This window comes from Paraburkholderia sp. (assembly GCF_036488795.1).
Taxonomy (GTDB): Bacteria; Pseudomonadota; Gammaproteobacteria; order Burkholderiales; family Burkholderiaceae; genus Paraburkholderia.
Genome location: NZ_DASXHA010000177.1, coordinates 1 through 26046, shown reverse-complemented (window position 1 = coordinate 26046; position 26046 = coordinate 1). Strand labels below are relative to the sequence as shown.

General features: G+C 61.3%; 21 protein-coding genes and 1 rRNA gene. 14 read left to right on the top strand and 8 right to left on the bottom strand.

The genetic code is table 11. From position 1 onward, the window contains the following. From rrf to cyoD, 6 genes are all read left to right on the top strand, one after another. Positions 1-88 (top strand): 5S ribosomal RNA (rrf, locus tag VGH41_RS26660); the annotation flags it as partial. 573 nt (positions 89-661) lie between these two features. Beyond that, positions 662-2218, top strand: coding sequence for an NADH-quinone oxidoreductase subunit M (locus VGH41_RS26040; RefSeq protein WP_331600549.1), 1557 nt, complete (start codon positions 662-664; stop codon positions 2216-2218). A gap of 330 nt (positions 2219-2548) precedes the next feature. Further along, complete coding sequence (gene cyoA, locus VGH41_RS26035; protein WP_331600548.1) at positions 2549-3442, top strand: ubiquinol oxidase subunit II; 894 nt, start codon at positions 2549-2551, stop codon at positions 3440-3442. Between the two features lie 3 nt (positions 3443-3445). Beyond that, a complete protein-coding gene (gene cyoB, locus VGH41_RS26030; protein ID WP_331600547.1) occupies positions 3446-5446 on the top strand; it encodes a cytochrome o ubiquinol oxidase subunit I in 2001 nt (666 codons plus the stop codon). Beyond that, positions 5446-6057 (top strand): cytochrome o ubiquinol oxidase subunit III, encoded by a 612-nt coding sequence (gene cyoC / locus VGH41_RS26025; protein ID WP_331600546.1) that lies wholly within the window; start codon positions 5446-5448, stop codon positions 6055-6057. The genes cyoB and cyoC overlap by 1 nt, the downstream gene beginning before the upstream one ends. Then, entirely contained in the window at positions 6057-6389 is a 333-nt protein-coding gene (gene cyoD, locus VGH41_RS26020; protein WP_331600545.1) for a cytochrome o ubiquinol oxidase subunit IV, read from the top strand. Before cyoC ends, cyoD begins: the two co-directional genes overlap by 1 nt. 110 nt (positions 6390-6499) lie before the next feature. Here cyoD and VGH41_RS26015 read toward each other — a convergent pair whose 3' ends face one another. After that, positions 6500-7534, bottom strand: a complete 1035-nt coding sequence (locus tag VGH41_RS26015; protein ID WP_331600544.1) for a LacI family DNA-binding transcriptional regulator — start codon at positions 7532-7534, stop codon at positions 6500-6502. Between the two features lie 227 nt (positions 7535-7761). Between VGH41_RS26015 and VGH41_RS26010 the strand changes: the two genes are divergently transcribed. From VGH41_RS26010 to VGH41_RS25980, 7 genes are all read left to right on the top strand, one after another. Beyond that, complete coding sequence (locus tag VGH41_RS26010; RefSeq protein WP_331600543.1) at positions 7762-8916, top strand: sn-glycerol-3-phosphate ABC transporter ATP-binding protein UgpC; 1155 nt, start codon at positions 7762-7764, stop codon at positions 8914-8916. An 88-nt stretch (positions 8917-9004) separates the two neighbouring features. After that, positions 9005-10246 (top strand): ABC transporter substrate-binding protein, encoded by a 1242-nt coding sequence (locus VGH41_RS26005; protein ID WP_331600542.1) that lies wholly within the window; start codon positions 9005-9007, stop codon positions 10244-10246. Positions 10247-10369: 123 nt separating this feature from the next. After that, the gene (locus tag VGH41_RS26000) at positions 10370-11272 is read left to right on the top strand and encodes a carbohydrate ABC transporter permease (protein WP_414696722.1); all 903 of its coding nucleotides are present in this window, start codon (positions 10370-10372) and stop codon (positions 11270-11272) included. A 9-nt stretch (positions 11273-11281) separates the two neighbouring features. Beyond that, positions 11282-12133 carry a carbohydrate ABC transporter permease gene (locus tag VGH41_RS25995; RefSeq protein WP_331600540.1) on the top strand — a complete coding sequence of 284 codons (852 nt, stop codon included), beginning with the start codon at positions 11282-11284 and terminating at the stop codon, positions 12131-12133. A gap of 158 nt (positions 12134-12291) precedes the next feature. Then, positions 12292-14253: a beta-galactosidase gene (locus VGH41_RS25990; protein WP_331600539.1), complete on the top strand. Its 1962-nt coding sequence runs from the start codon at positions 12292-12294 to the stop codon at positions 14251-14253. 173 nt (positions 14254-14426) lie between these two features. Next, on the top strand, positions 14427-15716 hold the full coding sequence (locus tag VGH41_RS25985) for a sugar efflux transporter (protein WP_331600538.1): 1290 nt from the start codon (positions 14427-14429) through the stop codon (positions 15714-15716). Between the two features lie 174 nt (positions 15717-15890). After that, positions 15891-16295 carry a cupin domain-containing protein gene (locus tag VGH41_RS25980; RefSeq protein WP_331600536.1) on the top strand — a complete coding sequence of 135 codons (405 nt, stop codon included), beginning with the start codon at positions 15891-15893 and terminating at the stop codon, positions 16293-16295. 53 nt (positions 16296-16348) lie between these two features. Here the strand turns inward: VGH41_RS25980 and VGH41_RS25975 are convergent, their stop codons facing one another. The 7 genes from VGH41_RS25975 to VGH41_RS25945 are packed head-to-tail and all read right to left on the bottom strand — an operon-like array spanning position 16349 to position 25303. Continuing rightward, positions 16349-17434 carry a PleD family two-component system response regulator gene (locus VGH41_RS25975; RefSeq protein WP_331600535.1) on the bottom strand — a complete coding sequence of 362 codons (1086 nt, stop codon included), beginning with the start codon at positions 17432-17434 and terminating at the stop codon, positions 16349-16351. Between the two features lie 56 nt (positions 17435-17490). After that, entirely contained in the window at positions 17491-18495 is a 1005-nt protein-coding gene (locus tag VGH41_RS25970; RefSeq protein ID WP_331600534.1) for a chemotaxis response regulator protein-glutamate methylesterase, read from the bottom strand. After that, positions 18492-20906 (bottom strand): hybrid sensor histidine kinase/response regulator, encoded by a 2415-nt coding sequence (locus VGH41_RS25965; protein ID WP_331600533.1) that lies wholly within the window; start codon positions 20904-20906, stop codon positions 18492-18494. The genes VGH41_RS25970 and VGH41_RS25965 overlap by 4 nt, the downstream gene beginning before the upstream one ends. After that, the gene (locus VGH41_RS25960) at positions 20903-21646 is read right to left on the bottom strand and encodes a chemotaxis protein CheW (RefSeq protein ID WP_331600532.1); all 744 of its coding nucleotides are present in this window, start codon (positions 21644-21646) and stop codon (positions 20903-20905) included. The genes VGH41_RS25965 and VGH41_RS25960 overlap by 4 nt, the downstream gene beginning before the upstream one ends. Then, on the bottom strand, positions 21627-23093 hold the full coding sequence (locus VGH41_RS25955) for a CheR family methyltransferase (protein WP_331600550.1): 1467 nt from the start codon (positions 23091-23093) through the stop codon (positions 21627-21629). The genes VGH41_RS25960 and VGH41_RS25955 overlap by 20 nt, the downstream gene beginning before the upstream one ends. Positions 23094-23098: 5 nt before the next feature. Continuing rightward, positions 23099-23596 (bottom strand): chemotaxis protein CheW, encoded by a 498-nt coding sequence (locus tag VGH41_RS25950; protein WP_331600531.1) that lies wholly within the window; start codon positions 23594-23596, stop codon positions 23099-23101. A gap of 30 nt (positions 23597-23626) precedes the next feature. Continuing rightward, complete coding sequence (locus VGH41_RS25945; protein WP_331600530.1) at positions 23627-25303, bottom strand: methyl-accepting chemotaxis protein; 1677 nt, start codon at positions 25301-25303, stop codon at positions 23627-23629. Between the two features lie 302 nt (positions 25304-25605). Between VGH41_RS25945 and VGH41_RS25940 the strand changes: the two genes are divergently transcribed. Beyond that, positions 25606-26046 (top strand): hypothetical protein (locus tag VGH41_RS25940; RefSeq protein WP_331600529.1); only part of this gene is annotated, 441 nt, incomplete at its 3' end.

Below are 26046 nucleotides of genomic sequence, written 5' to 3'. Positions count from 1 at the left end.
ACCCCTTCCCATCCCGAACAGGACCGTGAAACGACTCCACGCCGATGATAGTGCGGATTGCCCGTGTGAAAGTAGGTAATCGTCAGGCTCCCCAGCAGCATCAGAAACCCCACCCCGCAACGGTGGGGTTTCTGCGTTTACGGGAATTGATTTTCAACGATTAACCAATATTTGGGCTAAAAAGCCCAAATATTAGCGGGTCAGTTTTAAGTCGGAATTCTGTAAGCTTGGCGAACGGCAAGTCCCGGAATCTTTCTAGATGTAATAAAAAGATCTCGTGGGCTCTGTCGCCAGTCAATTTGGTCAATCAAATCAATTCACCCTCCACCTGCACCAAAAAAGGGACGTTTTCCATATAAAACGCCCAATTTTTTGTGCAATCGCACATCTCGCCGCATGTACGCAAGACCCAAGACCGCAATAGAGTCTTACGACTACTGCATTAATCGCATCTTAAGTGTTTGCGGCGCTGCAAAAATTTTAATTTCGGGTTATCCTCGTTAACCCTTGAGGTATGTGCGACGTTGAGCCGCGTTGACCCGGCCCTCGTTTCGAGCGTGGCGCCCGTTTGGCGAAAGAAGATTGTAATTTTAATTTCAATGCTTTCAGTTTAACCGCCTAGATCCGGACGCTTTTTCAGCTTCAGTCTTTTAAAGATCAAATGCAATCCCCACCGCTTCTTAGCCTACTGATCTGGATCCCCATTGTGGCGGGCATCATCGTTCTGCGTGCAGGTTCCGGTTCTCCCGCACGTGCCCGTTGGCTCGCGCTGATCGGGGCCATCGCCGGCCTCCTGCCCGCAATCCCGCTCGTCGCCGGTTTCCAGGACGGCCTCCCGGCACTCCAATTTGTCGAGAACGTGAAGTGGTTGCCGTCGTTCGACATCGCATGGCACCTCGGCGTGGACGGCATATCCCTCTGGCTGATCGTTCTGACCGCGATCACGACGTTGATCATCGTGATCGCCGGCTGGGAGTCGATCACCATGCGCAGCGCGCAGTACTTCGGCTCGTTCCTGATGCTGTCGGGGTTCATGCAAGGCGTGTTCAGCGCGCAGGACGGCATGCTGTTCTTCATCTTCTTTGAAGCGACGCTGATTCCGCTGTACCTGTTGATCGGCACGTGGGGCAACCAGAATCGTTCGTACGCCGCGGTCAAGTTCTTCTTCTTCTCGCTGATCGGCTCGCTGCTGATGCTGATCGCCATGCTGTACCTGTTCGCGCAGACACATAGCTTCGACCTCGAGCGGTGGCGCTCGGCGCAGCTCGACTTCGTGCCGCAAGTGCTGATCTTCCTCGGTTTCCTCGCCGCCTTCTCGGTGAAGGTGCCAATGTGGCCAGTCCACACCTGGTTGCCTGACGTCCACCTCGACGGTCCGACCGGTGCAGCGGTGATGCTCGGCATGTTGAAGATCGGTGGTTATGGTCTGCTGCGTTTCGCACTGCCGATCGCGCCGCATGCCGCGCACTTCTTTGCGCCGGCCATGATCACGCTGTCGCTGGTTGCGGTGATCTACTCAAGCCTGCTCGCGCTCGTGCAAACCGACATCCGCAAGCTGCTCGCCTATTCGTCGGTTTCGCACATGGGCCTCGTCACTCTCGGCCTGTTCATCTTCAATCCGCTGGGTCAGTCCGGCGCGATCATGCAGATGATCTCGTACGGCATCGTGTCAGGTGCCTTGCTGTTGTGCACCGGCATGCTGTACGACCGCACGCAAAGTGGCTCGATCGACGCCTACGGTGGTGTGGTCAACACCATGCCCAAGTTCGCTGTCTTCGTGATGCTGTTCTCCATGGCAAACGTGGGCCTGCCGGGCACTGCGGGTTTTGTCGGCGAGTTCATGGTGTTGATGGGTGCAGTCGGCTTCAACTTCTGGATCGGCGCGCTCGCTGCGCTGACACTGATCTTGAGTGCGGCCTACACGCTGTGGATGTACAAGCGCGTCATCTTCGGTGCAATCGCGAACGCGCGTGTCGCCAAGCTGACCGACCTGGGCAAGCGCGAGTTCGTCCTGCTCGGCGCGTTGGCTGTGCTTGTTCTGGCAATCGGCGTATATCCGAAACCGTTCACTGACGCAATCAATCCGTCGTCGGCAACTTTGCTTGCACAAACCAATCGCTCGTTGCAGCCACAACAGGTAGAATCCGCATCTGCTGAAAACGGCGTGCGCTTACAAGCTCGTGCAGCAGTAAGCACCGGGCACGACGCGCCGGGCTAAACATTACGTATTTGCGCCGCGCCTTTCATCGGGCGCGGCGTTCTAACAATTACTCGTTATGTCGCTTTATGCGCGTGTAGCCGTTCGGCTGCGCCGTCACCTTTCTCGCTGGCTGCTCTTAACGCTGGCACCCGCTTCTTCCCTTGATACAAGGCAACCCAACGTCATCCGCACGATGACGTGTGGCAACTTGCCGCACGCCTGGAGTTGAAATAGTTCGTTGCAGAATTGAGTGTTTATGTTGATATAACGGGGCCTTACTATGCACCCGCTTACTAAGGAGAATGGTCGGATGATGTTCGTGAAAGTCGTTAAGAGCAGGCCATCGATATGAAAGGGATGACTCTACGAGGATCGATGAGTCTTGCTTCAATCGGTCTGGTTTCGCTGCTGGCAGGTTGCAGTAACCTGGATGTGCTGGATCCGAAAGGCAGCGTGGGTATGGCAGAGCGTTCGCTCATCGCCGTGTCGACGTGGGCCATGCTGATTGTCGTGATTCCGGTTATTGCACTGACGCTGATATTTGCCTGGCGTTATCGTGCGTCGAACAAGAGCGCCGAATACCGTCCCAAGTGGGCGCATTCGACCGGCATTGAAATCGCCGTCTGGTTGATTCCGAGCCTGATCATTCTGTTCCTCGCCGTGCTCACCTGGAAGAGTACGCATGAACTCGATCCGTATCGTCCGCTTGAATCGCAGGTGAAGCCTATCAATGTCGAGGTGGTTGCACTCGACTGGAAGTGGCTGTTCATCTACCCCGATCTCGGTATTGCGACGGTCAATCAGCTCGAGTTCCCTGTCGGCACGCCGGTCAACTTCAATATCACGTCTGACTCGGTGATGAACTCGTTCTTCATCCCGCAGCTTGGCGGCCAGATCTATGCGATGGCAGGCATGCAGACCCGTCTGCACCTGATCGCGGACGAAGCCGGTGACTATGCAGGCGAGTCGGCCAACTTCAGCGGCAAGGGCTTTTCGGACATGAAGTTCCGCGCCATTGCTTCGTCGCCTGAAGAATTCAATGCGTGGGTCGCCAAGGTGCGTGCATCGCAGGACAACCTCGACATGAACCGCTACAACGTCGTGTCGCAGCCTGGCGAAAAAGCACCGGTCACCTACTTCTCGTCGGTCGATCCCAAACTCTTTCATAACATCATCGCCCGCTACAACAACGGCAATGTCATGGACATGAAAGATGACGCCAACTGTAAGACGAAGGGATAAAGCATGTTCGGTAAATTAACCCTCGACTCGATTCCGTATCACGAGCCGATTATCATGATCGCCGCTGCCATGATGGCCGTTGCGGCGATCGCGGTGCTGGGCACCGTGACGTATCTCGGCAAGTGGCGCTATCTGTGGACCGAGTGGTTGACCTCGGTTGACCACAAGAAGCTCGGCGTGATGTACATCATCGTTGCCATCATCATGCTACTGCGCGGCTTCGCCGACGCCATCATGATGCGTACGCAGCTGGCACTGTCGTATCTCAGCCCCGGCTACCTGCCGCCGCACCACTACGATCAGATCTTCTCCGCGCACGGCGTCATCATGATTTTCTTCATGGCGATGGTGTTCATGGTGGGCCTGATGAACCTGGTCGTGCCGCTGCAGATTGGTGCACGCGACGTGGCATACCCGTTCCTCAACTCGCTCAGCTTCTGGATGACAGCTGTTAGCGCGATCCTGATCAACGTCTCGCTGGTGATTGGTGAATTCGCGCAGACCGGCTGGCTGGCTTACCCGCCGCTGTCGGAGCTGAAGTTTAGTCCGGGTGTGGGAGTAGATTACTACATCTGGAGCTTGCAGCTTTCCGGTGTCGGTACTTTGCTGACCGGGATCAACTTCTTCGTCACGATCATCAAGATGCGTGCCCCGGGCATGACGCTGATGAAGATGCCGGTGTTCACGTGGACCGCGCTCTGCACGAACGTGCTGATCATGGCTGCGTTCCCGATCCTGACGGTCACGCTGGCTCTGCTGGGCCTCGACCGTTACCTCGGCATGCACTTCTTCACGAATGAAGGCGGCGGCAACGCCATGCTGTATCTGAACCTGATCTGGGCGTGGGGCCATCCGGAGGTGTACATCCTGATCCTGCCGGCGTTCGGTATCTTTTCGGAAGTCATCGCGACGTACGCGAAGAAGCCGCTGTTCGGCTACAAGACCATGGTCTATGCGACCTGCGCGATCATGGTGCTGTCGTTCCTCGTTTGGCTGCACCACTTCTTTACGATGGGTTCGGGCGCGGACGTGAATGCCTTCTTCGGCATCGCGACCATGATCATTGCGATTCCGACCGGCGTGAAGGTGTTCAACTGGCTGTTCACGATCTACAAGGGCCGCCTCGAGTTCACGACGCCGGTACTGTGGACGCTCGGCTTCATGATCACGTTCACGATCGGCGGTATGACCGGCGTGATGATGGCCATTCCGGGCGCGGACTTCGTGCTGCACAACAGCCTGTTCCTGATTGCTCACTTCCACAACGTGATCATCGGCGGCGTGCTGTTCGGTTATCTGGCCGGCTTCAACTACTGGTTCCCGAAGGCGTTCGGTTTCAAGCTGAACGAAAAGCTCGGCAAGCGCGCGTTCTGGTTTTGGCAAGTCGGCTTCTGGGTCGCGTTCACACCACTTTACGTGCTCGGCTTCATGGGCATGACGCGTCGTCTGAATCACTATGACAATCCGGCATGGCGTCCGTGGCTGTGGCTTGCTGAAGTCGGTGCTGTGCTGATCGCGATCGGTATCGCGCATCAACTGCTGCAACTGTATGTGAGCATTCGTGACCGCAACCTGCCGGAAAACCGCGACTTTTCGGGTGATCCGTGGGATGGCCGCACGCTCGAATGGTCAACCAGCTCGCCGCCGCCGGCTTATAACTTCGCGATCATCCCGACCGTGCATGAACTCGATGCGTTCACGCACATGAAGGAACAGTCGAAGAAGCACACGAGCGAACCGGTGTATCGCGACATTCACATGCCGTCGAACACGAGCGCGGGCTTTTTCATCGGCATGTTCAGCCTGGTGCTCGGCTTCGCAGCAATCTGGCACATCTGGTGGCTGGCGATCGTCGGTATTGTTGGCGTGATTGGTACGGCTATTGCACGTAGCTTCGATACCGACACCGACTATTACATTCCTGCGGACACGGTCCAACTGATCGAAGAACGCAATTCTGGTTCGGGCGCGGGCGCTGCGCTTGAGTTGGCGGAGGTCGACTAATGCTTCAAAGAACTAATATGGCGGCGCCGTCACACGCGCACGACCACGACCACGTACCGTCGCATTCGGTATTCGGTTTCTGGCTGTACCTGATGACGGACTGCATCATCTTCGCGTCGCTGTTCGCAGTGTTCGCGGTGATGAGCCACCAGTTTGCGGGTGGCCCCAGCGGCAAGGACCTGTTCGAGATTCCCGGCGTTGCACTCGAAACGGCAGCCCTGCTGCTGAGCTCGATCACCTACGGCTTCGCCATGCTCGGCGCGTACAAGGGCAAGAAGGGTACGCTGCTGTTCTGGCTGGCGGTGACGTTCCTGCTCGGCGCCTCGTTCCTCGTGCTCGAATTGCGTGAGTTCGCTCACCTGATCTCGGTGGGCGCGGGTCCGGATCGCAGCGCGTTCTGGTCGTCGTTCTTCACGCTGGTCGGCACGCACGGTTTGCACGTGACGCTGGGCCTGCTGTGGATGCTCGTGCTGTCGGTGCAAGTCATCCGTAGCCCGAAACTGGACGAGCAGGCCGTGCGTCGCCTGACCTGCCTGAGCCTTTTCTGGCACTTTCTGGACATCGTCTGGATTGGTGTCTTCTCCTTTGTCTACCTTACGAGTGTGATCTAATGGACCATAGCCATAACGCTCACGCAGGTGAGAGCCATGGCAGTCTGGGCAGCTATGCGATTGGCTTCATCCTGTCCGTCGTGCTGACTGCTGCGGCATTCGGCATTGTGTTGACCGGTGCCGTTTCAGGCCAGAATGCGGTGCTGCTGATCGCTGGTCTGGCGTTCGTGCAGATCATCGTGCACCTGGTGTGCTTCCTGCACATGAACACATCGTCGGAACAGAGGTGGAACGTCATGGCGTTCGGCTTCACCGTGCTGACGGCCGTGATTCTGATCGTCGGCTCGCTGTGGATCATGCATAACGTCAGCATCAACATGATGTCGCGCTAAGCGCATGGCGTGATCGTGGGAGGCGGTGCTGACTGCCTCGCACAATTCACACTGCCGGCACGCAAAAGGCCCCTCATTGAGGGGCCTTTGCTTTTGATGCGCCAGGCGCGCTATTTTCGACGTGATGTTGAGGTCTTAGGCACGGGCGCGGTCGTATCGCGGATGACCAGTTCCGACAGCGGCACCTTATACGCGTCGCGCCTGGGCTTGATGCCTTCGATCCGGTCCAGCGTCAAGGCGACCGCAATCGACGCGATGGACGCAGTCGGAAAACTCACCGTAGTGAGCGCCGGACGAAACTGGTGGGCAAGATGGATGTTAGTGAGGCCGATCACCGACAGATCGTGTGGCACGCGTTTGCCGATATCCGCGGCCGCCTGAATCGCGCCAATTGCCATCAGGTCGTTGGTCGCGAACAAGGCGGTGAGTTTGGGCTGCTCGGTCAATAGCGCGCGAGCCGCGTCGTAGCCCGCTTCGATCGCGTCGCTACAGGCGCGCACCTTGATCGCATCAGTGGCGATGCCACGCGCGTTCAGCGCCTCGATGAAACCCGCGAGCCGCTCCGATTGCGGGCCGCCCGAGCCTTCGCCGAGCAACGCGCCAATCTTGCGATGCCCGAGTTCATGCAGATGCGCCGCAGCCAACTCACCCGCGTGTGCATAGTCGACGGTCACGCAGGGCAGCGCGCGGCTTGCCTGCGCGCCTTCCCACATGCACAGCACGAGCGGCGAGCCGCGCTGTGCAATCTCCGCAAGTTCGGCCGCGCTGACATCGGTATTCATCACAATCACACCGGCGGCAAGCGTGCCGGCAATCTTGTCGAGATACGCGCGCGCAATCGATGGGTTGTCGTCCGTGTTGCACACCAGCAAAAAATAGCCGCGCCGCCGCGCCGCTGTTTCGGCCTCCAGAACGAATTCCGGATAAAACGGGTTCGAGATGTTCGACAGCATCAAGGCGAGCGTCGAGGTGCGTCCCTCTGCGAGTGCGCGTGCGGTGAGGTTAGGGCGATAGCCCAGCTCGCGCACCGCGGCCATTACACGCTCCACGGTGGTCGGCTTGACCTTCTGCGGATTGCGCAGCACGTTCGATACCGTCGCGGCGGTGACCTGCGCGCGTTGCGCGACTTCGGCAAGCGTCACCATGGGCGATAGGCCGCCGTGAGGGTAAACGAGTGCGTCGTGGTCGTGTCGCGCCACTTGGTGGGCACATCACCCATATATTGAGATGGTCTAGTAAGATTTGCGTGTCTCGAACAGCTCAGCTACTTTCACGTTCAAGACACAGGAGGAAGACATGTTAAATCAAAGAGCGGTTTTTCCGTCGAAAAATTTAAGCGCTTAAATTTCCAGAAATTCGACTCGGGAAAACCATGACCGCGATCTCCCTTAGAAACATTTCGAAGTCGTACGGTGACCATCCGCCAGTGTTGCGCGATGTTAACCTCGACATCGGCGAGCACGAGTTTTGCGTGTTCCTCGGACCGTCCGGCTGCGGTAAATCCACGCTGTTGCGTCTGATCGCAGGGCTCGAAGACTTGAGTGCCGGTGAACTGAAGATTGGCGGCGAGCGCATGAACGAAGTGCAGCCCGCTTCACGCGGCGTTGCAATGGTGTTCCAGAGCTATGCGCTGTTTCCGCATATGTCGGTGTTCGAAAACATCGCGTTTGGTCTGCGGATTGCGAAGGTCTCGAACGATGAGATTCGTCGCCGCGTGAACGAAGCCGCGCGCGTTCTGCAGATTGAAGCATTGCTTGAACGCAAGCCGCGCGCGTTGTCCGGCGGGCAACGGCAACGTGTTGCGATTGGTCGCGCAATTGTTCGGGAGCCCAAAGCATTTCTCTTCGACGAACCGTTATCCAACCTGGACGCGACATTGCGGGCGCAAACGCGCATCGAGATCGGCCGGCTTCATAACCGCTTCGAGCAGGCCAGTTCCGTCTATGTCACGCACGATCAGGTTGAAGCGATGACGCTCGCGGACAAGATCGTGCTGCTGCGCGCCGGCGAAGACATGGCGCGGCTCGGCAGTGTCGCCCAGATCGGCTCGCCACTGGATCTGTATCACCGGCCCGCGAATCTGTTTGCGGCAGGCTTCATTGGGTCGCCACGCATGAATTTTCTGCCCGCGCATGTGGTCTCGACGACGGCCAATCGCGTCGACATCAGGCTCGACGACAGCGGCGAGACGCTGGCGTTGACGGAGCGCCTCGTGGAAGCCACTTTGCAGGCAGGCGCACCTGTCACGCTTGGCGTGCGTCCTGAACATCTCACGCTGAGCGCACCGCAAGCAGACAGCGAACGACTCGCCCTCTCGCGTGAAGTGGCGTTCACGGAGCAACTGGGCGAAGTGACCTACGTGCATTTCGATCAGTCCGGTCAGCGCCCGCTGATCGCGAAAGCGCCGGGTACGAGCCGGATTCGCACGGGCGAACGGCAGGTCTTTTACGTCTCGGCCGCCTCGTCGCACCTGTTCGACGAACGGGGCGATGCAGTTGCCGTGGCGCGCCAGGTTTCGCTTCATTAGCGAACTAGCAGCGACGAGGGCGGCCGGCCCTTCGGCATTCGAAGTGCCTCAAGTAGCCGCCAACATAAAGTGAATATAGGAGACGACGATGAAGTTCAAAGCAAGCAAGGTTTTACTGGCAGGGATCGCATGTCTTGCGATGACCGCCGCAAGCTACGCCGACGCCGCAACCTTGCGCGTGACGGTATCCGCGCGCGGCAATCAGCGCCAGGTGTGGCAAAGCGCATTCGACCAGTTCGAAAAAGCGAACCCCGACGTGGATCTGAAAGTGACCTACGTGGGCGAAGAGGCCTATAAGGTACAGATGTCGGGTTGGCTCGCCACAGATCCGCCTGACGTGCTGAGCTGGCACAACGGCGAACGGATGGCGTATTTCGCCAAACGCGGCCTGCTGGACGACCTCAGCGCAGACTGGCAGAAGAACGGCTGGAACCAGACCTATGCGGCCGTCAAACCGCCTTCCACCTATGCGGGCAAGCAGTACGCGGCGCCGCTCGGCTACGACTCATACGGCTTCTTCTACCGCAAGGACCTGTTCGAGAAAGCCGGCATCACGACCGAGCCGAAGACGTGGGACGAGTTCCTCGAAGACTGCAAGAAACTGAAAGCCGCGGGCATTGCGCCGATCGCCGTGCCGGCCAAGGACTCGTGGACGCTCGCGGCGTGGTTCGACTATCTGGATCTGCGCATCAACGGCTATGCGTTTCATGAGCAATTGATGGCTGGCGACATCGCCTATACCGACCCGCGCGTTCGCAAGGTCTATGCAACGTGGAAGACGCTGATCGACGACAAGTACTTCGTCGACAACGCGCTGTCTTACGACGTGGATTCGGTGAGCCCGCTGCTCGTCAACGGCCAGGCATCGATGATGCTCATGGGTACCTTCTTCTCCGCGGGCCTGCCGGCCGCGACGCGCGACAAGATGGGCTATTTCCGCTTCCCTGTGATCGATTCGAATGTGGCAATGGCCGAAGACGGTCCGGTCAACATTCTGATGATTCCGGCGAAGGCCAGCAACAAGAAGGACGCGCATCGCCTGCTCGCGTTTATCGCGCAGCCGCAGATCAACGGCGAACTCGCCAAGGGCTGGGGTCAGTTGCCGTCGAACAATCAGGCGCCGGAACCGCAAGATCCGATTTCGAAGATCGGCTTCCAGATTCTGTCGAGCACGCCTGGCGGTGTCGCGCAGTTCTACGATCGTGACATGACCAAGGAAATGGCCGACGAAGGCATGAAGGGTATGCAGCAGTTCTATAGCGACCCGAGCCAGATCGACTCGATCCTGAATCACCTTGAACAGTTCCGCCAGCGGATCTACAAGAAGTAGCCCAGGCATCAAGCCAGACAGTAACGCAAGAAATGCACGGGTTGCGACGCCTCGCACGTCGCTTGCGAGCGCCGCAACCCGGCAACCTGCATCTGGACGAGGAACCTGAACGTGTCCACGACTATGTCCGACAAAGCAGTACCTGTTAGCCGCGCGCGCAAGAAGGCGCCGGCGCCGCTTAGCCGCCGACGCAATCGCACGGCCCTGTTGTTTCTGTTGCCGGGTGGCCTGCTGTTTGCGATCTATGTGATCTACCCGGTGCTCAGCAGCATTGTGCTGAGCTTTTATAACTGGGATGGCATGACGGCGAAAACCTTCGTCGGTCTGGCCAACTATCAGGAGCTGGTGCACTCCGATACGTTCTACACCGCGCTCAAGAACAACGTTATCTGGCTCGTGCTGTTTCTGCTTGCGCCGCCGTTCGGACTCGCGTTTGCGTTGTATCTGAATCAGAACGTGCGTGGTATCCGGCTCGCGAAATCCTTGTTCTTCGCACCGTTCGTCCTGCCAGGCGTCGTGGTCGGGCTGGTGTTCGGATGGTTTTACGATCCAACCTTCGGCCTGCTGAAACTGATCGTGGGACACGGTGTGCCGGTGCTGGGCGATCCGCGCTATGTCACCTACGGCATCATTTTTGCCGCGCTGTGGCCGCAGATCCCGTTCTGCATGATCCTGTATCTGACGGGGCTGACCGGCATCAATAGTGAAGTGATCGAAGCGGCCCGAATGGAAGGCGCGAAAGGTTTCAAGCTGCTGTGGCATGTGATTCTGCCGCAACTGCGACCGGCCACCTTCATGGCAGTCGTGCTGACCGTGATCGGCGCGCTACGAAGTTTCGATCTGATCTCCGTGATGAGCGGCGGCGGTCCGTTCGACAGTTCGACCGTGCTCGCCTATTTCATGTACGACCAGGCCATCAAGTACTACCGGGAAGGCTATTCCGCTGCGATTGCAGTGGTGCTGTTCCTGATCATGCTGGTGTTTATCGTATGGCAATTGCGGCGCCTCGTGCGCAGCGAATCCTGAGGAACTGTCATGTATCCGATGCCCGTTTCCCGCTGGCGGCCGGCTAGCCGCCTGCTCTACAAAATCTCGCTGCCTTGCGCGTTGCTGTTGTGGCTCTTGCCTTTGCTTGCGGTGCTGGTTACGTCCATCCGCTCCAGCGACGAACTATCCGCCGGCAATTACTGGGGCTGGCCCGAGCATTTTTCGATGATCGAGAACTACGGCACGGCGCTCACGCAAACGCCGATGCTCCACTACTTCTGGAATAGCGTGCTGATCACGCTGCCATCGGTCGCGGTGTCGATCTTTCTGGCGTCGATGGCCGGCCATGCGCTCGCGAATTACCGTTTTCGCGGCAACCTGGTGTTGCTGGCCATCTTCGTGGCGGGCAATTTTGTGCCGGTGCAGATTCTGATGATTCCGGTTCGACAGCTCACACTGGCACTCGGTCTGTACAACTCGGTGCTGGGTCTCGTGCTGTTTCACACCGCATTTCAGACGGGATTCTGCACGCTGTTCCTGCGCAACTTCATCCGTGCGTTGCCGTATGAGCTGATCGAAGCCGCACGCGTGGAAGGTGCCAGCGAATGGGCGATCTATTCAAAGATCGTGTTGCCGCTCGTGCGCCCCGCCCTGGCCGCGCTCGGTATTCTGGTTTTCACGTTCGTCTGGAACGACTACTTCTGGGCTTTATGTCTCACGCAAGGCGACGACGCTGCGCCGATCACGGTAGGTGTCGCGGCATTGAGAGGGCAGTGGACGACGTCGTGGAATCTCGTCTCCGCGGGTTCGGTGCTGGCCGCGCTGCCTTCGGTAGTGATGTTCTTCGCGATGCAGAAGCACTTTGTCACGGGGCTGACGTTCGGTGCCACCAAAGGATGATGCAGCGGCCTTGAAGGCCCGCGTTATTTCCGATTACTCAATGACTGTTTGTCGCACAGAGCAGCACGCCGCGCTAGACGCGTGACGTGCTGCGCCGTTGCGCGAAACCGTTTGCCAAAACAACGATCGCCAAGATCATCACGTACAGCGAGAGCACCATGCATTTAGGAGTCTGCTATTACCCCGAGCAATGGCCGCAGCATCAATGGGAAAGCGATGCGCGCCGGATGGCCGAACTGGGCATCAGCCGAGTGCGGATTGCCGAGTTTGCGTGGAGCCGGATGGAACCGGAACCGGGCCGTTACGAATGGGCATGGCTGGATACCGCGATTGAAACACTGGCGAAACACGGCCTGAAAGTGATTCTCGGCACGCCGACTGCCACGCCGCCGAAGTGGTTGATCGACTTGCATCCGGAGATCCTGCCGGTGACGCCGGACGGCATCAGACAGAACTTCGGCTCGCGTCGTCATTACGACATGTCGAGCGAGGTGTATCGCAAGTACTGCGCGCAGATCGTGACGCAGATGGTGCGGCGCTACGGCAGGCATCCCGCAGTGATCGCATGGCAGACCGACAATGAACTGGCGTGCCATGACACGTCACCGAGTTATACGGAAGCTGCCCGCGAGCGGTTCGGCAAATGGCTGGCCGCACGCTATGGCGAGATTGAAACGTTGAACAAGGCGTGGGGCAACGTGTTCTGGAGCATGGAATACCGGCGCTTTGACGAAATCGGTTTGCCGACTCGCACACCCACTGACGCGAACCCGAGCCACTGGCTCGACTTCCGGCGTTTCGCATCCGGCGAAGTCGCGAGCTTCCACGGCCTGCAGGGCGAGTTGATTCGCGAGCATGCGCCGGGACGCGATCTGCTGCACAACTTCATGGGCTTTTTCACGAGCTTCGATCACTACGAGTTCGCGCAAAGCGGCCTGGACGTGGCCGCATGGGATAGCTATCCGCTGCCGCGCACGGAAGTGCTGTGGTTCGACGACGCCGAAAAGCATCAGTGGGCGCGCAGCGGCCACCCGGACATTCCGGCCTTCAATCATGACCTGTATCGCGGCGTCGGCAAGGGCCGCATGTGGGTGATGGAGCAGCAGGTCGGCCCGGTCAACTGGGCGCCATACAACCCGGTGCCGAAGGCCGGCATTGCGCGTCTGTGGACGTGGGAAGCGTTCGCGCACGGTGCGGAGCTGGTGTCGTATTTCCGTTGGCGTCAGGCGCCGTTTGCGCAGGAACAGATGCATTCGGGCATCAATGCACCTGATGACAAGCTGACAGCCGGCGGCCACGAAATCGGCCGGGTCGGGCGCGAACTGGCTTCGTTCGATGTCGCCGCGCTGGGCAAAGCGACGCGCGCGCCGGTGGCCCTGCTATTCGACTATCCGGCGGACTGGATCGTGCAGATTCAGCGGCACGGCGCGGATTTCGACTATCAGCGCCTCGTGTTCGAGTGGTACTCGTGTTTGCGTGCAATGGGCGTCGATGTGGACCTGCTGCCGGCAAGCGCGGATCTGAGCGGCTACAAGCTGGTGGTGGCGCCGTCGCTGCCGATCGTGCCCGACTCTCTCGTCAGGCAGATCCAGGCCGGCGACGCACAGTGGCTATTCGGCCCGCGCACGGGCTCGAAGACGGCGGACTTCACGATCCCCGCGACGTTGCCGCCGGGCCCGCTGCAGGCCGTTCTGGACGTGCGGGTGTCGCAAAGCGAGTCGCTGCGGCCGTCGCTGCGGCCTTCGTTGACGGTTGACGGGGTCGAAGGCCACGGCCGCAGCTGGCGCGACTACGTGGAACCGGGCCAGGGCGTCGAGGTTGTCGCGTCCTTCGACGATGGCGTGCCTGCCGTCGTGCAGGCGGGCCGGGTCCGCATGGCAACCGCGTGCTTTGATGCGGCGGTGTTGCGCGCCGTGCTCGAACGCAGCGTCCGCGAGGCGGCTATCGAAGTGTTGCGCTTGCCGGAAGGCGCGCGCTTGCGGCGGCTCGGCAACCTGCGCTTCGCCTTTAACTACGGAGATCTGGCGTGGAGCGTGCCGGCGCCGGACGACGCGCAATTCGTGCTCGGTCAGCGCGAACTCGGGGCGGCGGACGTGGCGGCATGGCTCGAAAAAAGCTGACAAGCGTTGCGGGCGCTGACGCGTTTCAACAAGCTTTGGCATACTGCCGGTTTGCTGTGCGTCGCGCCCGCACCGTTTCGGGATGCTGTCGCGTGAGCCATCGCCGCTAGCTAACTGCGTGCGCGGGGCCGTTCCGTGCTTGCACATGCAGGTGGCATAACCTCGCCCCCTCGATGAATTACTCCCGCCTCGTCAGCCTTACGCGCATTCATTCATTTATGCCGCTGGCAGGCGCCACTCTGATGCTCGGAGTGGCCATGTCGTTCACCGCTCCCTACCTTTCATTGTTCGGCGTCGAGCGCGCCGGAATGACGCCGCTCAAGCTGGGCCTCTTCATGACGCTGATTGCCGCGAGCGGGGTGGCGGCGAGCGCCTGGGCCGGCAAATGGTCCGACCGTCATGGACATCACCGCACGCTGCTGCTGGCCGCGGTTGCCGCGGCGGCGCTGGGCTTCCTGTTGCTGTGTTTTGTGCGCGACTATCGGGCGTTGCTGATTATCGGCATTGCGTTTCTTGGCGCGGGCGGCTCGGCGATGTCGCTGGTGTTTTCGTTTGGCCGCTCGGCGTTGCCGGTGACGAGCGAGGCCGAACGAACTTTTGCGACCGCGACGCTGCGCACGGTGTTGTCGGTGGCGTGGGTGTTTGGACCGTCGGTGGGCGCACTGGTGCTCGCGGCGACGGGCTTCTACGGGCTCTTCCTGTTTGCGGCGGCCTGTTTTGCCGCGTGTGGCGCAATCATCTGGCGGATGCACGAAGCGCCTGCAGGAGAATTGCCCAGTCCGCCGGATCAGCTGCCCGGCGAACCTGCGTCGTCGCTCGAGGTGACCACGCCTGAGCCCGCCACGCCGGTTCAGCCGGATTACCTGCATGCGCTCGCGCCGCAACGCGTGATCTGGCGGTCGGTGCTGGCGCTGACGCTAATCGGCCTTGCGGCCAATGCGACGATGATCGTGCTGCCGCTCTATGTCGTGCACGGCTTGCACGGCACGCGCATCGACGTCTCGGTGATGCTCGGCCTTGGCGCTTTCCTCGAAATTCCGATGATGCTGGCGCTCGGCGCGCGTGGCTCGTCGCTGAACAAGCTTCACTGGCTGGCTGCGTGCGCCGTCGTGCACATGCTGTATTTCATCTGCGTGGCGGCGGTGAATTCGGTCACGTTCCTGATTCCGATGCAGGCGCTCAACGCGTTTGTGGTCGCGGTGACGTCGTGCCTCGGGATGACGTATGTGCAGGATCTGATGCCACGCTCGCCCGGGCAAGCCACCGCGCTGTTTTTTAACTCGTCGCGCGTTGGGTCGATTCTGTCGGGCGTGCTTTCGGGGATGCTGGTGGCAGGCGTGGGATACAAGGGGACGTTTTTGTTTTGTGGGTGCCTCGCGTTGGGGGCCTTCATTCTGTTTGCTGATCCACCCTGGAAAAGGATGTGGCGGTACGTGGACGAGAGGTGGTTGAGTCGGGATTAGGGGAGGGCACCCCCATTGCGCAAATCTCATTTGCAGCGAAGGGCATTCTGCGATTGATCACCCCATGCCAGGATCCATTCATCCCGCGCGCGCGACCCGCACATAGCCGTGTCACCCATCAACGCAAGCTATGGCCCCAGGTCGCCGCATCACCCACCCGGATGGAGTGCAATCTTGTTTAGCTTTTTCGACGTCAAAGAAATTGTCGGCAAATTCCCGGACGAGGCGACTAGCACAATCGTCGACACCTACCTCACCGACGAACCCTCTGCAAGCTCAAGAATCTTTCGTGTTTATTACCCCATTCCACGCCATTACCACGAGACGTGCGAAGAGCATCTGTACCTTCTGACCGGAAAGGTCAGCTTCGTGATCGAAGACGAGGCGCCGCGCATTCTCGAGGCGGGCCAGCTGGTCACGTTCGAGCGCAACACCGTCCACGCGATCACCGAGATCCTTGAATCGCCGGCCGTGTTTCTGACGGTCGACGCGCCGCGTCGTGTGCCGTCCGACGTCGTCTATGTGAATCCCGACGACGCGAAGATCCGGCCTTTTGTCACGCACCTGGAAGACCTGTAAGCACTGGCGCGCGCTCCCACGATGACATCCCGCATCATCGTGAGCGCGCTGCGCTACCCCACCACCACCCGATTCTTCCCCGCTCGCTTGGCCCGATACAGGGCGAGGTCCGCTGCTTCGATCAACGAAGTGATGGCAGACCCAGGCGTGGGCATAACGGAAGCCCCGCCAATACTGATGGTCACGAACTGCCCGGTAGAAGAATTGACATGCGGCAGCTCTAAAGCCTCGACCTCGGCCCGGATTCTCTCGGCCAATTGCTTGATCCCGCTCACAGGCGTCGACGGCAAAACGACTGCGAACTCTTCCCCGCCGAACCTCGCCGCCAGGTCCCCGGGTCGTCCAAGACACTTTTCGACCGTCGAAGCAATCTGCTTGAGCACTTCGTCGCCGGCAACGTGTCCATACGTATCGTTGTAGAGCTTGAAGTTGTCGACGTCGATCATCAGCATGGACATCTCATTCTGCTCGCGCGCGCCACGCCGCCATTCGGCACCGAGATACTCATCCAGATAGCGTCGATTGGAAAGCCCGGTCAACCCATCCGAATGCGTCAGGCGCCGCAGTTCGAGATTCACCTCGAGCAACTGCTGCTGTGATTGCCGCAACGCCCGATATGCCTCATCCCGCTGCAGCAGATTCACATAAGAGCGCGAGTGATAGCGAATCCGCGCCACCAGTTCGATCCGATCCGGCAACTTCACCAGATAGTCATTCGCCCCAGCCGCAAACGCCGCGCTTTTGATGACCGGCTCTTCCTTGGTGGAAAGCACAATGATCGGCACATCACGAATCGCCGGCGTCGCGCGATACGCCTTCACCAGCGTCAGTCCGTCAATGCCCGGCATCACCAGATCCTGCAGGATAACTGTCGGCCGCGTTTGAACCGCGGCTTTCATCGCTTCGTCGGCGCGGGCGCAATAGTGAAAGTCGATGCCGTCTTCGTGAGCCAGCGCGCGGCGCACTGCTTCGGCGACGATCGCCTGATCGTCCACCAGCAGGACCATCACCGGTTGATCGGTAACCTGATGCGGCGGTTGCAGCGCGGCGCGGGCCGCTTCGAGCGCGGCGTCGGCACTCTCGCCTTCGGCCGGTCCTGTGGTTCGCTGGTCAGACGAGCCAGTTTGATCAATTGCCATATTCGTACCCATGTCGAAAAAACGCGTCGCGCATGTCATGCACGTTCACGTGCATCTTATCTTTTGATGATCGTCGTCAACTCGCCCGCAATGCTGCCGAGCGGCAAGATCAGGCGCGCCGCATCGAGCGCGGCCGCGGCTTTCGGCATGCCGTACACCGCGCTGGTTGCCTGATCCTGCGCAATCGTCTGATATCCCTTTGCCCGCATCGCCTTCAGGCCAATCGCGCCGTCCCGCCCCATGCCGGTCAGCAACACGCCCACGGCATCGCCGTGCCAGTGCTCCACCACGCTGTGAAAAAACACATCGACGGATGGACGATAGGGCGTGTCGGCCGGTTCACGCGTGTAATCGAGCGAGCCATGGCGCGTCAGATGCAGGTGATCGTTGGTCGCGGCCAGCAACGCCTGGCCCGGCTGCGGCGTGTCGCCGCTCACCGCAGCCCGCACCGTCAGCAGCGTCTGTTCGTCGAGCCATTGCGCCATGCCTTGCGCGAACGCCTTGTCGACGTGCTGCACGATCACAATCGGCGCGCTGAAATCAGGGGGTAAGTTGCCGAGTATGGTTGCAAGCGCACCCGGTCCGCCGGCTGACGCGCCAATCGCAATCAGTGGCGCGTCGCCACGTGTCAGCGGCGCGCTGGGCCGTTGCTGGTATGCCGCGGGCTTGTCGAGCAAACGGCCAATCTGATCGATTTTCGCCAGCAGCGGTTGTGCTGCGTCGGCCACGCGATGGTCGGCGAGCGTGGGTGTGTCGACCGCATCCAGCGCACCGGCGCTCATCGCTTCATAGACGCGCCACGCATTCGCGCCTACGCTGCTCGTGACGATCAGGATCGAGCAGGGTGCGCGCGCCATGATGCGGCGAGTGGCTTCCACGCCGTCGAACTTCGGCATGATCAGGTCCATCAGCACGACATCCGGTGGCTGGGCGATGCAGAAGTCCACGGCCTGCGCGCCGTCCGCGGCCACCCATAGCACGCGGTGCTCGGGCCGCAGCGCGATGGCGCGCCGCATGGCTTCAACCGCCAGGGGCAGGTCGTTGGCGATGCCGATGTTCATGTCTGTGCCTCTCCGATCAGGTCGTGCACTGCATCGAGTAGCGCTTCGTCGTGGAAGCTGCCCTTGGCCAGATAATAGTCGGCGCCCGCATCGAGTCCGCGGCGGCGATCTTCGTCGCGATCCTTGTATGACACGATCATCACCGGCACCGTTTTCAGCAACGCATCGCGCTTGATCAGCGTAACCAGTTCGATCCCGTCCATGCGCGGCATGTCGATGTCCGTCACCACCAGATCGAAGTTCGCATTGCGCAGCGCATTCCAGCCGTCCATGCCGTCAACCGCCACCGTGACCAGATAGCCGCGCTTCTCGAGCAGCTTGCGCTCCAGTTCGCGCACCGTCAGCGAATCTTCGACCACCAGCACCTGCTTGCGATGCCGCGCCGCGACGTCCTGTGCGCGATGCACCTTGTCGAGCTGTCCGCCACGTACGAGCTTGTCCACTGAGCGCAGCAGATCCTCGACGTCGATGATCAACACGGCCTCACCGTTCTCCATCAACGCGCCGGCCGCGATGTCCTTGACCTTGCCGAGGCGGCTGTCGAGCGGCTGGACCACCAGCATACGCTCGCCAAGGAAGCGGTCCACCGCGACACCGTAGGTGCCGCGTTCATCGCCTATCACGACCACCGCGACACTGGCGCGCGCTTCTTCGGGCGCGCCGGTATCGAGCAACTGATGCGCAGTCACGAGCCCGACCGGTTTGCCGTCAAAGGAAAAATGCTGCTGACCTTCGAGCATGTCGATCTCGCTGCGCGCGAGTTCGAGCGTGCGACGCACATGCGCCAGTGGAAACGCATACGCTTCGCCACCGACCTGCACGAGCAAGCTGCGAATCACGGACAGCGTGAGCGGCAACTGCAACACGAAACGCGTGCCGCGCCCCGGCTCGTTATGGATGCGCACCGTGCCGCGCACCGCCTTGACCATCTCATGCACGGCATCGAGTCCGACGCCGCGGCCCGACACGTCGGTCACTTGCGCGCGCATCGAAAATCCGGGTAGCAGCAGGAATTCGAACAGTTCCTGATCGGACAGGCGCGCCGCGGTAGGGTCATCGGCGAGGTGTCGGTGCACGACGGCGGCGCGCAACGCATCGAGGTCGATTCCCGCGCCGTCGTCGCTCACGCTGATCAGCAGCTTGCCCGCACTATGCCGCGCCTCCAGGGTGAGATGAGCTTCGGCCGCCTTGCCTTGCGCAAGCCGCTGCGCAGGTGTTTCAACGCCATGATCGAGCGCGTTGCGCAGCAGATGACCGAGCGGCGCATCGAGCATATCGAGGATGTCGCGGTCAATCTGCGTCGCCTCGCCCACGATCGAAAACTGCACACGCTTGCCAAGCGAGCGCGCCAGATCGCGCACGATGCGCGGATACGCATGCGTCGCGTCGCCGAACGGACGCATCCGGCATTGCAGCGCTTCGTCGTAAAGCTGTTGCGCGAGATGGGTGCTGCGGCGATCGAACCGGTCCAGCTCGTCAATCCGCGTGGCCAGCACATGCTGCATGGTTCCGAGCGTTTGGCGCACGGCGTCGAGCGCGGCCAGCGCTTCCGGGTCGAGACGTTCCGCGAGTGTTTCGAAACAGGTATCGAGCGCGCGCGCCGCATCGCGCTGCGTGCGCTTGACACGTAGCATCGACTCGGCGAACGGCTTGAGCCAGCGTGACTCGACGAGCGACTCGCCCGACAGACTCAACAGCCGGTCCAGATTGTCGGCGCGTACACGCAGCATCCGGTTCGGATCGCGCGCTCCGTGGATGTTCACAGAAGGCCGTAAATCAGGCGCGGATTCTGTCGGGTTCGTGCCGGTGGAATCCGTGACCGCTGGCGACAGGTCTCCAGCACCCGGTGTCAGCCTGGCCGCCTCTGCGTTGAGAATGGCGAGTGCGGCGCGCAGGGTCGCATCGCCGGCATCTTCTTCGTTTTCGGGCACGGCAGCGCCGTTTGCGAGGGACTGCCAGGAAGACGGCAACAACTGATCCGGATCCGTCACGCGCCCTTCATGCTGCGCGGTGCGAGACGCGCTAAATGCTGTAAGCCGCGTGACGAATCCAGCCACCTCCGCTGGCTTCAAGGCGGCCGCCGGATCTGCCTCGCCCGCGCGCAGCAGGAGATCGACGCCGCGCAGCAGTTCGTCGATATGCGCAGTAGAAAGCGTCGACGTACCGCGCTGCGCGGCGACAAAGCATTCTTCCATCACGTGCGCAATGTCGACGCCCACTTGCAGACCAATGATGCGCGAGGCTCCCTTCAGCGAGTGCGCAGCGCGCATGCAGGCTTCGAGTTGCGATGCATCCGTTGGCCGATGCTCGAGCGCCAGCAGTCCATTCGACAGCACGCGTGCCTGCGTCTGCGCCTCTTCGCGGAACAGTTCGAGCAGGGACAGACGGCTCAGATCGTCATCGACACTCATCGCAGACTCCGGGCGAGCGAATCGAAAACGCGGTCGGTGTCGAGCAGGCCGATGGTGCGATCGCGCCAGGCGAGGATGCCGCGCGCATGCGATGCGCTCGCGTGGGCGAGCGTCGTCGGTACGGGCATCAACGAACCGGGTGCGAAGCGCATCACACCTTCAACCTCATCGACCGGCAAAGCCACGGGTTCGCCGCGGTGCGCCACCACCAGCATGCGCGCGTAACTCTTGCGCATTGCGTGCTTGCCATCACCCGTGCGATCAAGATTCAGCAATTCGCCGAGCGACGCCGCAACCGTCAACGCGCCGCGAATATTGACGAGACCCAGCACGACTCGATTGCGCCGATGCGGCAGCGAATGGATCGGGCGGATGTCGTCGATCTGGCGCAGCGCGGCGGTGGGCAGCGCGAGCCACTCGTCCGCGATGCGGAACACAAGCGCCGATTGCGTTGCCGCCGACTCTGCCACGGAGCCCGCATCCACCGATGCGCCCGCGACGTTGTCGCGCCGCAGCGCCCCGGGCGCCGCCCCTGCGATTTGCGCGGCTTCGGCGAGATCGGCATCGCTCAACGGACGATCGAGCAATCTGGCCGCGCTTTGTTCGAACACTGGACAATTCCGGCAGCGCGTATGTTCGACGAGCTTCGGACACGAGCCGTCGCCGCGCGTGCCGATCCGATTCCAGCAATCGTCGACGAGCGTCATCGCGCTGGCGTTCTCAACGGCGCCGTGAGCCATGGAATCCTCTTAACGGGTTCAGATGTCCAGCAGCGCTGGATGCCTGGGCAGATGAGGCGGCCCGTGTGGCTGCGCGTTGCGCGCGGCGCATGAGTTGCTGCGCGCCGGTACTGTCGCCGTTCATATCGAGCAGCGCGGCAAGCTGGGTCAGCGCTTCGTAGTGACCGGGTTCCAGATAGAGCACCTTGCGGTAATAGTCGATCGCGTCGGCGCTGCGGCTGCGGGCATCGGCGATCAGACCGAGCAGATAGAACGCTTCGGCATCCGGTCCGTGCAGGATCGCGAATGCGTGCGCCTCTCGCTCGGCTTCATCGAGCCGGCCGGCATCGGCGAGGCGGCGCGCGTCGGCGAGCGAGGCGGAAGAGGGCGAAGGAGAACTGTCGGTTCCCGTGGCCGCTGCCGCAAGTTGCCGAGGTGCGGCGGCGGTTTTTACTGCGGGCCTTGTGGCAGCCGGCGTGCCGGGTTGGGTGGTGGCGCGTGCGGCTCCGGCTAGCGGCGGTGCTTTCTTTGCGGCGTGCCAGTAACCTGCACCAACCGCTGCACCTGGCTGGCTGGCTTTACCTGCAGACGCAGCGGCGAACGACGCGTTGCGTAAAGGCGCCGCGCGCTGTGCCGCGAGCTCTTCCGGCGGGGTACGCTGAAACGCAAAGGCCAGCGGAATCCGCGCCGAGCTCAGCGCGTGGCGCATCATCATGCCGGTTTCGGCGGGCCCGACGAAGATCGTGCCGCCGTCCGCCAGCTGCGCGTCGAGCAGCTGCACGGTGCGGTCCTGCGCCTCCCGGTTGAAATAGATCAGCACGTTGCGACAGAAGATGAAGTCGTAACGCGCGTCGGGGTTGTCCGGCGCGTCGAACAGGTTCGCCTGCAAAAGGCGCACTGTGTCGCGGACCCGCTCGCTTAGCGCCCAGCCGCCTTCCGTCGACGCGAAATGGCGGTCGCGAAACGCCAGTTCGCCGCCGCGAAACGAATTGCGTCCATAGATGGCGCGTTGCGCGAGCTGGATGGCGCGCGCGCTGATGTCGAGCGCGTCGATCACAAAACGTTCGGCGCCGATGCCCGCGTCGAGTAAAGCCATGGCTACCGAATACGGTTCCTCGCCACTCGAGCAGGGCGCGCTCAGCACGCGCAGCACCCGCGAGGGCTCGCGCACGAGGCGCTCATTGGCGAGCCGCGCGAGTGCGACGAACGCCTCGCGGTCGCGAAAGAACCAGGTTTCGGGAACGACGAGCCCTTCAACCAGTGCCTGCTTTTCTTCCGGCGAGGTGTTCAGAAGTTGCCAATACGCCTCGACCGCGTGAGCCGCGTCGTTGGCCGCCGGATCGTGCGCACCGAGGCTGCGCACCCGTTCGAGCACCGCGCGTTCGAGCGTGCTGATGCCGAGCGCCGACGCGTCGATACCGGTCTCCCGCAGGAGCCAGGCCTCGAAGCGCGGATCGGTGGCGTGCATGGTGCTCATCGGCTGTCCGCTTGCGGTTGTGTGCAGGTGTCGGGCGGGAACAGCAATGCCCTCACTTCGTCGCTCAGCATATGGTGTACGTCGATCCATTGGACGAGGCCCACGTCCTCGTTCGCAACCGGACCGAGCCAGCGCGCATGCGGCGTCGCAATGCCGCTGTCGGCAAACCGCTCGCGCTCGATGCGACGCGTCTGCGTCGCCTGCTCGACGATCAGGCCCAGCAGACGGCCCGGCGGTGTTTCGTCACCGACCGGAGCTGCGGTGTAGCGGACCAGTACGAGACGCGTCGAACGAAGCTGGCGCGCCGGGCGGCCCAGCGCGAGCTGCGGCACGTCGATCACCGGCACCGCCTCTCCATGCCGCTCGAACATGCCGGCGACCCACGCGGGCGCGCCGGGGATCGACTTGGTGGGCGTCAGCGCCAGCACCTCGACGATGCCCGCTGCGTCGAGCGCGTAACGGTCGCCAGCCAGATCGAAGAGAAGAAAGAGCATTGCAAGGGTTCGCTGTGAACGTGCCGCGCGTCAGGCGTCGATCTTGAAGCGCGACACGCCGGTGCGCAACTGATTGGCGACGAGCGTGAGGTCGTCGATCGCTTGCGACGACTGGCGCAACGACTCAGCGGTCTGCTGCGCCGCCTCGGACAATTGCGACAGGGCCTGGGTGATCTGCTCGGCGCTGGTGGCCTGGGTCTGCATGCCTTCGTTGACGAGCTGGAAGCGCGGCGCGAGCGTCTGCACTTCGGAGATGATCTGCGAGAGCTGCGTGCCTACCTGCTGCACATCGCGCATGCCGCGGCGCACTTCCTCGGAAAACTTGTCCATGCCCATTACGCCGGCCGAAACAGCTGACTGGATTTCCTTGACCGTCTGTTCGATGTCGTAGGTCGCGACCGCAGTCTGATCCGCGAGACGGCGGATTTCCGTGGCTACCACCGCAAAGCCGCGGCCGTATTCGCCGGCTTTCTCGGCTTCGATCGCGGCGTTCAACGACAGCAGGTTGGTCTGATCGGCCACCTTCGTGATGGTGGCCACCACCTGATTGATGTTGACCGCTTTGTCGTTGAGGATCGACAGCTTGGCGTTGACCGAGCCTGCCGCTTCCATGACGCTGCGCATGGTGTCTTCCATGCGGGTGAGGCCGCTTTGGCTCGCGCCGGCGAGTGTCGCGGATTCTTCGGCCACGTTGGCCACTTCGTTCATGGTGCGCAGCAGATCGCGCGACGTGGCGAAGATCTCGCGCGAAGTCGCGCCGATCTCGGTGGTGGTCGCAGCGGTTTCGCTCGCCGTGGCCTGCTGCTCTTTTGAAGTCGCGGCGATTTCGGTCACCGACGTCGTTACCTGCAACGACGATTTTTGCGCCTGCGATACGAGGCTCGTCAACTCCTCGGCCATGCGATTGAAGCCGTTTTCCAGCGTGCCGAACTCGTCGCTGCGGCGCAGGTTCAGACGTTGCGCGAGATTGCCGGTACGCATGATGTCGAGCACTTCGACGAGGCGCGCCATCGGCACCGTGACGGCCTTGAAGAGCGTGTAACCGGTGATGAGCGCGACCAGCAGCACCACGCCGAGCGCGGTGGCCAGCGTGATTTCAGTACCTTCGACGGAGCGGCGGATCAGCTGCGTCGAATCATTCGACTGCTGGTGGTTTTCCGCGACCATCGTATTGGCGGTTGCGACCACGTTGTTCCAGCTCGACGTGAGTTTGCCAAAGTCGGCCTGGGCTGCCGGCTTCGACGTCTGCGCTTTGCGCACGATGTCGTCGAACAACGTCCGATACTGGTCGTAGGCGTTCTTGAAGTCATTGAAACGGGTGCGATCATCGTCGCGAAAGACCGTGCTCTGATAGTCGCCGAACACCTTGTCGAAGGAACGCAGTGCGTCGGGCAGATGGTCGAAATCGCGTTTCACACTGTCGGCGTCCTGATCGACGAAGAGCGCCCGCTCGAGCGTGGCATAGCTTTCGTTCGATGCCGCGCGCAACGAGGTAGCGAGAAAGAGGCCCGGCACGGAGTCGTGCGCGAGACTGACGGCCTCATCGTCGATCGCGCGCAAACGCGTGTATGAAATCACGGCCATGACAAGCATCAGCAGGAATAACGCGCCGAAGCTGTACACGATGCGCTTGCTGAGTGTGAGGCGGCCGGTGCTGAGCACACCCGGCAGGTTGGGGTTGCTTGCGCGCGGCGTGACTGTTGCCATGTTCGGTGTCTCTTTGACGGAAAGAAGGCGGGGCATGGCCCCGGAGGCGCTATTTACGCAATTTCGCCAAGGATATGACGGTACACCGCTGCCGTGAAGATCAAACGGGCGATTAGAGGGGTTAAATTGTGCCAGAGCGAGCGGTGAGGCGATTTTATGGCCGTTGCGGCGCGGTTACGAGTGGATACGGGTTGCGGCGGTTGCATCGCTGGAGGCACAGATTGTGCTGCCTGGGATGGGCGAGGCCTGGTGAGTTGAACGGTTGCCTATGAAGTCCTTGTCCTTTCGAAGGAATCGCTCCTATGAAAACGGTCCATTCGTTGGCTGCGCGTGCGGTGGTTGCGGCGGTCTCCGCCGGTGCATTGCTGCCCGCGCTTATTCCTGGCCGGGCGCGCGCCGATGATGCGCCGTCGCCCTGCGCCGCGCTAAAGCAAATCGTCGATGCCGCGCCGAACGGTTTTGCCGGCCTGAGTCCGGCGCAGGTGAACGGCGTCGCGCAACCGTATGGCGACGATGCGCAATGCAGCGCCGGTCACGACAGCTATCAATGTGTGTGGACGCCGCACCACGATGCGGGTTCGAGCGCGGACGCGTTGCAAGCCGTCGCTGCGGACATCGCGTCGTGTCTGCCCGCGGCGACGCACGATCAGAACTCGCCGGCGCGTCAGCATTTCTATTTGGGCGAACGCGACAAGCGCACGCAGATCACGGCGACGACGGCGGGGGCGAACAAGCTGAGGCTG